This window comes from Nonomuraea sp. 3N208, from assembly GCF_052245935.1.
In the GTDB taxonomy this organism is placed as follows: domain Bacteria; phylum Actinomycetota; class Actinomycetes; order Streptosporangiales; family Streptosporangiaceae; genus Nonomuraea.
The window spans coordinates 77,781-90,308 of sequence record NZ_JBQQBR010000030.1 but is presented as its reverse complement, the minus strand read 5'-3'; the positions used below and the strand labels follow the sequence as shown (position 1 = coordinate 90,308).

The window sequence follows — 12,528 nt, the reverse complement described above, 5'->3', positions numbered from 1 at the left end:
TTCTGTCAGGGGGTGGTGAGGTCGAAGCGGCGTACGGTGACGGCCCCTCCGAGGGACTGGGTGGCGTAGTTGAAGATTCCGAAGCGGTAGCCCATGAAGAACTGCCAGGCGTTGTTCAAGGTGAAGGCCGGGCCGAGGCTCACGAAGGTGCTGCCGTCGGTGCTGTAGGAGAAGCGGGCCTGCCTGCCGGAACCCGGCCGGATGTCGGCGCTGACCCGCAGCCAGATCCGGCCGCCCGAGATGTTCGCGCTCGCCGCCTCGGTGCCGGTGCCGGTGGTCTGCCACGAACTGTTCATGGTCAGCCCGTTGGTCATCACGACCCGGTTGACGCCGTTGTCGCGCTTGACGCCGATCCAGGCCGACTGGTCGCGCAGCATGGCCAGCCCGGCGCGGTCGCCGTTGGCCATCTGCGAGTAGTCGAGCTCGATCGTCGCCGTCGATGACGGGCCCTGGATGCGGTGGGTCAGCGTGTTACGGGCGTTGTAGAGGTCGCCTGTGACTGTCGCGGTCTGCAGGCGCAGGCCGTTGCCGGTGGAGAAGCGGCTGGTGTCGGGGTTGTGGTTCCACTCCCAGCGGTGCCCGAGGCTGCCCGAGGAGAAGGTGTCGGGCCCGATCATGGACGCCACGGTCCGGCTGGTCTGGATGTTCGGCTTGGGGTAGTTGACGCCCCAGCCGCCGTTGACGGTCTGCACGGTCGGCCAGTCGCCGGTCCAGGTGATCGGTGCGAGCGCCGGGACGCGGCCGCCGGGGTAGGCGTCGACGAACGACATGTAGTACCAGTCGCCGTTCTGGGTCTGGACGAGCCCGCCCTGGTGGGGGACGCCGCCGCCGGAGATGGGGCCGGGCATGTCGAGCAGGACCTGGCGCATCTCGTACGGGCCCCATGGCGAGGTGGAGCGGAGCACGTACTGGCCGTTGGCGGGGCGGGTCAGCCAGATGTAGTAGTAGCCGTTGCGCTTGTAGAAGCGGGCGCCCTCCAAGGTGCCGACGCTGCTCGGGGTCTGGAACACCTGCTGGGCGCGCACCTGGCTGAGCCCGTCGGCCGAGAGTTGGGCGACGCTGATGGTGCCGTTGCCGTAGGCGACATACATGGTGTCGTTGGTGTCGATCAGCAGGCCGGCGTCGTAGTAGCAGTTGTTGATCTGCGAGCGTTTGGTCCACGTGCCGTCGACGGCGGAGGCGGTGTAGACGTAGGTTCGGTTGAACTCGACGCAGCCGATCCAGTAGTAGGTGCTGTTGCTGGGCCGGTAGTTCAGGGTCGAGGCCCAGATGCCCTTCACGTACGCCCGGCCGCCGTTGAGGTCGTAGGCGCTCGAGTCGAAGTCGAGCCTCGGGACCGAATGGCCGGCGTACTCCCAGTCGACCAGGTTGTAGGAGCGCAGGATCGGCGCGCCCGGCGAGTAGTGCATCGTCGAGGCCGAGTAGTAGTAGGCGTCGCCGACCCGGATGATGTCGCCGTCGGCGAAGTCCTGCCAGACGACCGGGTTGGTGTAGTTGCTGCCCGGATCCGGATTGCTGCCGACCTGGACGAGTTGCCATTGCTGGTTGTTGCCGCCCCAGTCGTCGTATTGGACGATGTTGGCGCCGTCGGCGGTGGAGGCGCCCTGGACTTCGAGGGCCTTGTTGCTGTTGCGGTTGATCAGGCGGATGTAGCCGTCGGCGGAGTCGGCCAGTCTCCATTGCTGGTTGGTGCCGTTGTGGTCAGACCATTGGACGATGTTCGCGCCGTTGGCGGTGGAGAAGTTGTAGACGTCCAGAACCTTGCCGGAGTGCCGGGACTTCAGCCGGTAGTAGCCGCCGCCGGAGTCGACGAACTGCCACTGCTGCTGGTTGCCGTTGTTGCGGGTCCACTGGGTGATCCGGCCGCCGTCGGCGGTGGACAGGTTGTACACGTCCAAGGCCTTGCCGCTGTTGCGGTTGACCAGCACGTACCACGCGTTGGTGTCGACCGTCGCGGCCGACGCCTGGGGCGTGAGGAACACGACCACGAGAAGCAGTGATGAGAGAACCGCGAGCACGCGCCTCACAGGAACCTCCAGAGGTTGTTGTTCGCGCCGTTGTCGTCGGCGAGCACGACCTGCGCGCCCTGGGACGTGCCGCCGAGGCCGAGGACCCGTCCGCCGTTGGCGCACTGGATACGGAAGGCGGCGCCCGACCCGTAGCGCAGCCGCCAGCGATGGTCGGCGGTGCCGTTGTCGGCCCACTGCACGACGCGCGACCCGGAAGCGGTGCCCATGTTCTCCACGCCCAGCACCTTCTGGCTGTGGGAATTGCGCAGCCGCAGGTAGCCGCCGGTGTCGATGATCGTCGTCCACAGGTGGTCGGCGGTGCCGGTGTCGCCCCACTGGACGACGAGCGCGCCGTCGGCCGTGGACATGTCGGTGACGCCGAGGACCATCCCGGTGCCTACGTTCTGGATGCGCCGCGCGCCGTTCGGCACGAACCGCCACTGATTGTCCGGGCTGCCGTTGTCGGAGTCCTGGACCACCTGGGCGCCGTTGGCGGTCGAGCCGTTCTGGATGCCGAGCAGCTTGGAGCTGTGGACGTTGCGGATCTTGACGGAGCCGTCGCCGACGTCGCTGATCGTCCAGCGGTGGTCGGCGGTGCCGGTGTCACCCCACTGGAGCACCCTGGCATTGTCAGCGGTCGACATGTTCTCGACGCCGAGCACCTTGCCGCTGTGCACGTTGCGGAACCGCAGGGCACTGCCGTCGATGACCGGGATCCAGTCATGATCGGCGGTGCCGTTGTCGGTCCACTGGAGGGCCAGGCCGCCGTCGGTGGTGGACATGTTCTGGATGCCGAGGGCCAGCCCGCTGGCCGCGTTGATCAGCCGGAAGCTCGCCGCGCCGGTGCCGCCCTGGCCACCGGTGTTCCAGTAGACGACGTAGTTGTGGTCGTGAGCGTCGTAGAAGGGGCCCAGCTGCACAGGTGCCGCGTTGGCCGTGGCCGTGAAGGCCAGGGAGGAGGTGCTGGTCCGGGTGATCGAGGAGGGGGTCAGGGCCGGGGCCGACGACAGGCCGGTGTTGCCATAGTTGCCCGACAACACGACCGGGCCGTAGGTGACGGCTTGCACGTCGGGGTTGTCGTTGGCGGCCTTCATGACCACCCGCATGGGCAGCCGCACGGTCACGGTGTCGCCCGACGCCCACGACCGGGTGAGGTCGGCGTAGGTGCCCGGCATGGTGGCGATGTTCTGCTGGACGCCGTTGACGCTGATCGTCGCGCCCTGGGTCCAGGCGGGGATGCGGATGCGCATCGTCCACGATCCGCTCACGTTGCCGGTGACCTGTAGCGACGTGGTTTCGCCGGCCGGGTAGGAGGTTGTCTGGGTGACCGTGATGCCGCGCTGGCCCCAGTTGAGTGTGGAGGGCGTGAACAGGTTCACGAACAGGGTGGTGCCGTTGTGGAAGTAGATCGAGTCCATCAGCTTGGTGTTGGTCTCGATCCCGGTGCCCTGGCAGCACCAGAAGGAGTTGTAGTCCGTGCTCCAGGTGCCTCCGCCCCAGGCCGGGCCGACACCCCGGCGTCCGCCGGGGTTGAGCGGGGTGAAGTAGGTGACGTGCCCGCGTGCGTCAGCCGGGTTCTGCTGCCCGATCAAATGGTTGAGCAGGGCGTTCTCGTAATAGTCGAAGTAGTCGGCCCGGGTCGGCGACAGCAGCCACAGCTCCCGGGTCAGCTTGAGCATGTTGTAGGTGTTGCACGCCTCGCCGGTGTCTCTGGTCAGGTGGGCGGCGATCGCGTTGGGGGCGCGGAAGTGCTCGGCCTGGCTGTTGGAGCCGTTCACGTACGTGTGCGCGCCGACGGTGATGGACCAGGCGTTGGCGGCGATGTCGCGGTAACGGGTGGTGCCCGTTGCCTTGTACTCTCGGGCCGCCCCGATCCACTTGGGCACCTGGGTGTTGGCGTGCAACCCGCTGAGCTGGTCCTGGTTCGCGGCCAGCGGGTTGAACACGGCCGCGTGGTCGAACCGCTGGGCCGTGGTCAGCCAGCGGGAGTCGCCGGTCATCTGGTACAGGTCCGTCAGCACGGCGTTCATGCCGCCGAACTCGGTGCCGAGCATGGCCTGCATCTGGCTTGAGCTGAGCCGCGACGTGCGGGCGTCCACCCACCCCGCCAGGGCCAGCAGAACGGTCCGGGCCTGGGTGTTGCCGATCAGCCGCCAGACGTCCAGCAGCCCGGCCAGGGTCTTGTGGATGCAGTAGTACGGCACGTTGCCGTTGGTCAGGGTGCGGTTCTCCACGGCCGTGATGTCCGACTCGGGGAAACCGGACAGGTAGCCGCTGGTGAATCCGGCGGCGCCGTTGTTCGCCTGACATCGGGCCAGCTCGGCCACCATGTAGTTGGCCTTGTCCCGGCAGGTGGTGTCGCCGAGCACGGCGTAGGCCTGCGCCCACGCCGTCAGGAAATGGCCCTGCATGTGGGACCGGAACGGGAAGCTCGGCGCGTCCCAGCCGCCGTTGGCCGCCGCGCCGTTGGTGGACAGCCGGTGGTTGGCCCGGAAGACGTACATCAGCCGGTCGACATCGACGAAGCGCAGGTAGTTCAGCGTGCGGTTCTGGTTGTCCAGCCAACGGCCGGAGGTCAGCCGGACCTGGCCGAGGTCGAACTCGTAGGCCGAGACGCCGATGTCGGATCTGGCCCAGGGGAGTGCGGCCAGAGCAGGGGATGTGCCGGCTACCTGGCCGGCGACCGAGAGTGCGGCGGTCGCGCCCGCGGCCTGAAAGATCTGGCGACGACTCAAGGACATGCGGAGCTCCTTGGAGATGGGGGGCGGTGACCGGCCCCCGCCGGTCGCGTGTTCACCGGGTCAGGCTCTCGGTGAGGCTGCCCATGGTTGTCGGCGTGGAGATGCCGCTCTCGGCGGATGTGTTAGCGTTAACATTTCGGTAGTGAGGTCACCCAGGTCGGGGTCTTGGCGGTCGCGGCGCTCGACGAGGAGCTGATCGGGTCGACGCGCAGCATGTAGCCTCGGTGCCAGGTGAGAGGCCGGGAAGCTGTGCGACCGGAACGACGACCAGTCGCCGTTGGCCAATCCGGCCACGCGAGAGAAGGCGGGGTCGGCTCGCGGTGCGAATCCTGCCAGGGGGCTATGCGGAGCCGCGGCCGCCATGGCTGTTCTGGAGGCCAATGCGCATCGAGCCGTTGACTGATATGGCGCTGTGGCGACCATGGCATACCAGCGAACGGTGTGTCCGTCGCCGTCGCCGGGGATGAGGGGGGACATCCAGGGCTCCTTGACTAGATCGCAGATGGGCCACGAAATCTGTTAGCGTTAACAACCGATCCTGCAGAGAGCTGTGTGGCCTACTCCGTTGAGCGCGTTGTCGCGGAGTACATCCGACGGTCCGGCCCGGCGTCAACGAGGGGAACCCTCGCCGGCCTGGGCGTTGCCATCGGAACGCCTTCCCGCCTGGAGTTTTGCCTCCCAGGAGATCGCGCCGCACTGCTCGTGCATGTGAAAGTTTCACAGAAGTTACCGGTTGGCAACAGGTAACTTGCGACGGATCAAGGGTTAAGTTTCTGTCTCGCACCGTCGGTGGCACCAGGCCCAAGTCCGACGTCATCGCACTGACCGGCCAAGCCGGGCGCACGTATCGCATGACCGCGTCCGGCCCGCCGGCGAGCCACGTATGGATCACGAACGTCACCACCGGTCTGGTGCTGGACAGCGGCGGCAACGTCCCCTCCGGCTCGGTGCTCAAGCAGGGGAGCTACAACGGCAATGCCAACCAGCAGTGGCGCCTCAACAGCACGGGTGAGCCACACCCGGCCGCTTCGGACGGGCGTGGCTCACCCTCCCTCGGTCTCCCCACGGGGGTCGAGGGAGGGTCGCACCGGGGGTGCGGTCAGCAGGTGGAGCTGTTCTGGGTCAGCAGGCCCAGGCGCCAGGGTGAGCAGTCGGTGAAGCTCACGCAGCGCTCGCGTTGTAGGTCCACTTCTGGTTGCTGCCGCCGTGGCAGCTGTACAGCTGCAGCCCCGTGCCGTTGCCGGTGCCGGCGCCGACGGCGTCAAGGCACAGCCCGGACTGCACGCCCACGATCGTGCCGTCGGAGTTGACGCGCCATTTCTGGTTGTCGCCACCCCAGCAGGAGTAAATCTGGATCCTGGCGCCGTTGCCGGTGCCCCCGGCGTCCAGGCACTTGTTGCCGTAGACCTTCAGCTCCCCGGCCGAGGACTGCGTCCACTGCTGGTTGGTCTGACCGTTGCAGTCCCACAGGTTGACCGCGGTGCCGTCGGTGGTGCTGGAATTGGGCACGTCCACGCAGCGGCCGGAGGCCATGCCCTTGATCTGTCCGGCGCCGCCCGGGCCGGGCGTCGGCGACGTGCTGCCGCCGTTGAGCGCGTTGAGCACCGCGGTGTAGGCGGGCTTCTTGTTGCCGTTGCCGTCGAAGAGCAGCGCGGCGGCGCCTGCGCCGAGCCAGGAGTCGGTGTCGCGAACCCCCCAGACCGTGATGCCGGTACAACGCGGCACCGCCAGGCAGTCGTTGACGACGTTGGCGTACGTGGTGGCCGAGCCGCCCTGGATGTCCAGCTCGGTGATCTGCACGTCGACCCCCAGCGCGGCGAAGCTCTGGATGGTCGTGCGGTAGTTGCTGTTGTAGGGGCTGTTGCTGTTGAAGTGCGACTGCAGGCCGACGCAGTCGATCGGCACGCCGCGGGCCTTGAAGTCCCTGACCATGTTGTAGACGCCCTGCGTCTTGGCCCAGCTCCAGTTGTCGATGTTGTAGTCGTTGTAGCACAGCTTGGCAGCCGGGTCGGCGGCGCGCGCGGTGCGGAAGGCCACCTCGATCCAGTCGTTGCCGGTGCGCTGGAGGTTGGAGTCACGCCGGCCGCCGGAGTTGCCGTCGGCGAAGGCCTCGTTGACCACGTCCCAGGCGTAGATCTTGCCCTTGTAGTGGCCCATGACGCCGTTGATGTGGTTGATCATCGCCTGGCGCAGCGAGCTGCCCTCCATCGGCCGCATCCAGTTCGGCTGCTGGTTGTGCCAGGCCAGGGTGTGCCCGCGCACCCGCTTGCCGTTCTGCACGGCCCAGTTGTAGACCCGGTCCCCGGCGGAGAAGTTGAACTGCCCCTGGTTGGGCTCGGTGGCGTCGATCTTCATCTCGTTCTCGGCCGTCACCATGTTGAACTCGCGATTGGCGATCGTCGTGTAGGCGGAGTCGCCGAGCCTGCCCGAGGCGATGGCGGTGCCGAAGTAGCGGCCGCTCTGCGCGGCGGCCGCGCCGAGCGTGCTCTCCGCGGCATCGGCCGGAATCGCCGTCGCCAGTGCCGTGATCACGCCGAGTGCGCCGAGCGCGCCGGTGATCAGCGCCCGGCGGCGCGCGCCGAGCGGCCGTCGGGCGGTAGGTGGGGACATGGCGTTGACACGCATGCTGGAGCCTCCGTATGCGAAACATGGGGAAGGGTTCGTGCGGGACACACCCGCGGGACCGACGCCGCGCCCCGGTAGGGACGCACAGGTGTCGGGACGGCAGTCCCTGTTGAGCACCACCGAGCCGGTAGGGAGATCACCTCGGGCACTCAGTGTGGGAAGCTCGCCGAAAATTGTCAAGGATATAGTGAAAATTATCGGCGGAGCCTACCTCTGCCTGCGCCGCTTGTGCTGGCTCAAGTGTGAATTGTGACCCTTGAAAGTTTCGGCTGGACTCTTCGAGTGGGGTTCAAATGAAAGTTTCATGGCGACGCTCTCGCTGGTCGACTGCGGCCAGGCTCGGTAATCCGAGGTGAGCGCGCTCGGACGCCGCCTCCGCCGGTCCGCTGCACGTTAAGGCGCTCTTGACAGTACCTTTCTGCCTCGTGTTTGCTCCGTCCCGCCACCACCTCCACCGGCCCTAGGGGAGCTCGACCAGGCCAGCAGGTTGTTAGCGCTAACAGCGGAGAGGCGAACCAATGACGCGAAGCGAACCCCGTACGAGAAGGTACGCGGGCATCGGAGCCGCCCTGGCGGCTCTGATCACGGCGTTAGCCACCGCTCTGTCCATGTTCCTCACGGTTGCGCCGGGAGCGTCGGCGGCGGTCCTGACCGAAGTGACGAGCTTCGGCACCAACCCCGGCGGTCTGCGGATGTACCTCTACGTCCCCGACACGGTGGCATCCCGCCCGGGAGTCCTGGTGGCGATGCACGGCTGCAACGGCTGGGCCCCGGGCTTCCACCAGGGTACCGAGTTCGCCTCATTGGCCGACCGGTACGGGTTCATCGTCATCTACCCGCAGGCGAACAAGAGCGCCAACGGCATGTCGAACTGCTTCGATGTGTGGTCCAACGAGGCCCTGCGCCACGGTGGCGGCAGTGACCCGGTGTCGATCGTCTCCATGACGACCCATGTGCTGCAACGCTACAACGGTGACCCGGAGCGGGTGTTCGCCACCGGCTTCTCCTCCGGCGCGATGGAGACCAACAACCTGCTCGCCACGTATCCGGACGTGTTCAAGGCCGGCGCGCCGTTCGCGGGTGTTCCCTACGGTTGCCTCGGGCCCGCCGGCTGCGGGGACAAGACGCCGCAGCAGTGGGGTGACCTGGTCAGGAACGCCTACCCCGGCTACACCGGGCCCCGGCCGCGCGTGATGGCCTGGCACGGCACCGCCGACTCCGTGCTGCCGTACACGATGCTGCAGGAGGAGGTCGACCAGTGGACCAACGTGCACGGGCTGGGCCAGACCCCGACCTCCACCGACAGCCCGCAATCCGGATGGACCCGGCGAGTCTTCGGCTCCGGGCAGGTCGAGGCGTACACCATCACCGGAGCCGGCCACGATCTGCCGCGACCAGGGATGGCCGCGCACGCCATCCGCTTCTTCGGCCTGGACGGCGGCTCGTCCACCACGACGCCGACGCCACCACCCGCCGGGCAGATCAAGGGAGTCGGCTCCGGGCGTTGCGTGGATGTGCCCAACGCCGCCACCGCTGACGGCACCGCGGTGCAGTTGTGGGACTGCAACGGGCGCGGCAACCAGCAGTGGGCCGCCACCTCGGCCGGTGAGCTCAGGGTCTATGGCAACAAGTGCCTCGACGCGGCCGGCGCCGGCAACGGCGCCGTCATCCAGATCTACTCCTGCCACGGCGGCGCCAACCAGAAATGGCAGCTGAACGCCGACGGCACCATCACCGGCGTGCAGTCCGGGCTGTGCCTGGACGCCGTGGGCCAGGGCACCGCCAACGGCACCCGGCTCCAGCTCTACTCCTGCCACGGCGGCGCCAACCAGCGCTGGACCCGCACCTGACACACCGCGGCTCGCACCCATGCCCGCCCGACTTCGGAAGGTGACCATGAAAGTCGCATCCCCCCTTCGGTTCGGCGTCATCGCGAGGCTCGGCGTCATGGCGAGGCGCGGTGTGCTGGCGATCGTGGCGCTGCTCTGCGCCGTGACGGTGATTCCGGGCACGGCCAGGGCGGACAACCCGATCGTCCAGACGATCTACACCGCCGACCCCGCTCCACTGGTGCACGATGGCCGGGTCTACCTCTACACGGGACACGACGAGGACGGCTCGACGTACTTCACCATGAAGGAGTGGCGGGTCTGGTCGTCCGCGGACATGGTGAACTGGACCGACCACGGCTCGCCGATGAGCGTCGCCACCTTCAGCTGGGCGAGCGCGGACGCGTGGGCCGGCCAGGCCGTCTACAGGAACGGCAAGTTCTACTGGTACGTCCCGGTGAAGGACCGGGCGAGCGGCCAGATGGCCATCGGCGTCGGGGTCTCCAACAGCCCCACCGGGCCCTTCACGGATGCCATCGGCCGCCCTCTCGTCAGGAACGGCGAGATCGACCCCACGGTCTTCATCGACGACAACGGGCAGGCCTACCTGTACTGGGGTAACCCCAACCTCTGGTACGTCAGGCTCAACGCCGACATGATCTCGTACTCGGGCAGCCCCACCCAGATTCCGCTCACCACCGCGGGGTTCGGCACCCGCACCGGCAACACGAGCCGTCCGACCCTGTACGAAGAGGGGCCCTGGGTCTACAAGCGCAACGGCCTCTACTACAACGTCTTCGCGGCGAAATGCTGCTCTGAGTTCATCGGTTATTCGACGGCCCCTGGCCCCACCGGGCCTTGGACCTACCGCGGGACGGTCATGCCCACGCAGGGCAGCAGCTTCACGAACCACCCCGGAATCATCGACTTCAACGGCGGGTCCTACTTCTTCTACCACAACGGCGCCCTGCCGGGCGGTGGCGGCTTCACCCGCTCGGTTGCCGTGGTGAAGTTCAGCTACAACGCCGACGGAACCATCCCCACGATCAACATGACCACGACCGGGGCGCCTCAGGTGGGCACGTTGAACCCCTATGTCCGCCAGGAGGCCGAGACGATCGCCTGGGAGTCCGGCGTGGAGACCGAACCCTCCAGCGAGGGCGGCATGAACGTCGGCTGGATCGAGAACGGCGACCACATCAAGGTCAAGGGCGTCGCCTTCGGCTCAGGCGCGACGTCCTTCACCGCGCGAGTGGCCTCCGCGACCAGCGGCGGCCGGATCGAGCTCCACCTCGACGGCGTCAACGGCACGCTGGTGGGGACCTGCACCGTGCCGGGCACCGGCGGCTGGCAGACGTGGACGACCGTCACCTGCCCGGTGAACGGCGCGACGGGCACCCATGACCTGTACTTCAAGTACACGGGCGGGAGCGGCAACCTGTTCAACGTCAACTGGTGGCAGTTCACCGGCGGCCCCGCTACCGGCGGGAACCTGCTGACCAACAGCGACATGGAGAGCGGCACGACGGGCTGGGGCGCGTCCGGCGGAGCCCTGTCGTCCGTCACCGACCCCGTGCACGGCGGCGCGCGGGCGCTGTCCATCGCCGGGCGCACGGCGTCATGGAACGGCACCACCCAGGATGTGACCACCAAGCTCACCAACGGCAAGAGCTACACCACGAGCGTCTGGGTGCGGTCGCAGAGCGGCACGCCCGGCGCGAAGGCGACCCTGGCGGTCACCGCCAACGGCACGACGAGCTACCTCCAGCTCACACCGGTGACGACGGTGAACTCCGGCGGCTGGACCCAGCTCACCGGCACGGCGACCGTGTCATGGAGCGGAGCGCTGACCGGCGCCACCTTCTACGTCGAGACGGCGGCGGGTACCGACGGCTTCTCCATCGACGACGCCTCATTCCAGTAGTCCCAAGCCGGCTGTCGCGCCTGCCGACCGACGCTCCCGCCTCATTAGGAGGAAGTGAATGGTTTCTCTCTCCAGATGCATCGGTATCCGCACCATGATCGAGGTTATGTGATGTCAAGGCACAGATTCTTCTTAGGAGCGATCGCGGTCGCGGCACTTCTCGTTCTGGTCACGGGTCGTGCGGCGATGAGCAACGACGTCGGCAGAGCCACGGCATCCGCGGGTGCCGGCACCCTTGCGACGACCGCCGGATGCGGCAAGGCTCCGACGCTGAGGAGCGGTACGCAGTCGATTCAGACCAGCGGCAAGAACCGCTCCTTCATCCTCCGGCTTCCCGACAACTACCAGAACAACACGCCCTACCGGTTGATCTTCGGCTTCCACTGGCGGGGCGGCACCGCCGCCGACGTCGACTCTGGCGGAACCAGCGGGTACCCCTGGTCCTTCTACGGACTCAGGCAGCTGTCCAACAACGGCGCGATCTTCGTCGCGCCCCAGGGCTTCAACAATGGCTGGGCGAACAGCAACGGTGAGGACGTCACCTTCGTCGACGACATGATCCGGCTCATCGAGGCGGATCTCTGCGTCGACACCTCGCAGCGCTTCGCCACCGGTTTCAGCTACGGCGGCGGGATGAGCTTCTCTCTCGCGTGCTCGCGGCCGACGGTCTTCCGGGCGGTCGCGGTCTTCTCCGGTGCGCAGCTCAGCGGGTGCAGCGACGGAACCCAGCCCGTCGCGTACATGGGGCTGCACGGCATCGGGGACACGGTGCTCAACATCTCGCAGGGACGGTCGCTGCGTGACAGGTTCGTCCGCAACAACGGCTGTACCGCGCAGAACCCGCCCGAGCCGAGTTCGGGCAGCCGGAGCCATATCGTCACCACCTACTCGGGGTGCCGGGCCGGTTATCCGGTCGTCTGGGCCGCGTTCGACAACGGTCACATGCCCGGTCCGGTGGATGGGACCTACGCCGAGAGTGGCGTCACGACCTGGACCAAGGGAGAGGTGTGGAAGTTCTTCTCCCAGTTCGGGAGTGGCTCGTCGCCCAGTCCGACGCCGGTACCCGGTGGATGCACGGCCACGATGCAGACCGTGAACTCCTGGTCCGGCGGCTTCCAGTCCACCGTCACCGTCCGCGCCGGCAGCACCCCCGTCAACGGCTGGACGGTCGGCTGGACCTGGCCGGGCGGGCAGACGATCAGCAGCCTTTGGAACGGCATCCGCTCCGGCTCCGGAGCCGGCGTGACCGTCCGCAATGAGGCCTACAACGGCTCCATCGCCCCCGACGGCACCACCACGTTCGGCTTCACCGCCAACGGCGCCGCGGCCACACCCACCCTTACCTGCGACGCCTCCTGATCAGGTGAGGGCGCATTGACGCCCCGGACGCCACCGCGAAC

General features: G+C 67.5%; 6 protein-coding genes and 1 pseudogene. 4 read left to right on the top strand and 3 right to left on the bottom strand.

Annotation, left to right across the window (positions count from 1 at the left end):
• Nucleotides 1-5 precede the first annotated feature (5 nt).
• Nucleotides 6-2,018, bottom strand: coding sequence for an RICIN domain-containing protein (locus ACTWPT_RS38225; RefSeq protein ID WP_443182397.1), 2,013 nt, complete (start codon nucleotides 2,016-2,018; stop codon nucleotides 6-8).
• Nucleotides 2,019-2,023: 5 nt separating this feature from the next.
• The gene (locus ACTWPT_RS38220; RefSeq protein WP_443182396.1) at nucleotides 2,024-4,750 is read right to left on the bottom strand and encodes a beta-L-arabinofuranosidase domain-containing protein; all 2,727 of its coding nucleotides are present in this window, start codon (nucleotides 4,748-4,750) and stop codon (nucleotides 2,024-2,026) included.
• 851 nt (nucleotides 4,751-5,601) lie between these two features.
• Between ACTWPT_RS38220 and ACTWPT_RS38215 the strand changes: the two are divergent.
• Nucleotides 5,602-5,748: pseudogene (locus ACTWPT_RS38215) on the top strand (RICIN domain-containing protein); the annotation flags it as partial.
• 163 nt (nucleotides 5,749-5,911) lie between these two features.
• Here ACTWPT_RS38215 and ACTWPT_RS38210 read toward each other — a convergent pair.
• Entirely contained in the window at nucleotides 5,912-7,375 is a 1,464-nt protein-coding gene (locus ACTWPT_RS38210) for an endo-1,4-beta-xylanase (RefSeq protein ID WP_443182395.1), read from the bottom strand.
• Between the two features lie 518 nt (nucleotides 7,376-7,893).
• Between ACTWPT_RS38210 and ACTWPT_RS38205 the strand changes: the two genes are divergently transcribed.
• The 3 genes from ACTWPT_RS38205 (at nucleotide 7,894) to ACTWPT_RS38195 (ending at nucleotide 12,487) form a co-directional block, all read left to right on the top strand.
• Nucleotides 7,894-9,225 carry an extracellular catalytic domain type 1 short-chain-length polyhydroxyalkanoate depolymerase gene (locus ACTWPT_RS38205; RefSeq protein WP_443182394.1) on the top strand — a complete coding sequence of 444 codons (1,332 nt, stop codon included), beginning with the start codon at nucleotides 7,894-7,896 and terminating at the stop codon, nucleotides 9,223-9,225.
• Between the two features lie 46 nt (nucleotides 9,226-9,271).
• On the top strand, nucleotides 9,272-11,128 hold the full coding sequence (locus tag ACTWPT_RS38200) for a family 43 glycosylhydrolase (RefSeq protein ID WP_443182393.1): 1,857 nt from the start codon (nucleotides 9,272-9,274) through the stop codon (nucleotides 11,126-11,128).
• A gap of 111 nt (nucleotides 11,129-11,239) precedes the next feature.
• Nucleotides 11,240-12,487: a cellulose binding domain-containing protein gene (locus ACTWPT_RS38195; RefSeq protein ID WP_443182392.1), complete on the top strand. Its 1,248-nt coding sequence runs from the start codon at nucleotides 11,240-11,242 to the stop codon at nucleotides 12,485-12,487.
• Nucleotides 12,488-12,528: the final 41 nt, after the last annotated feature.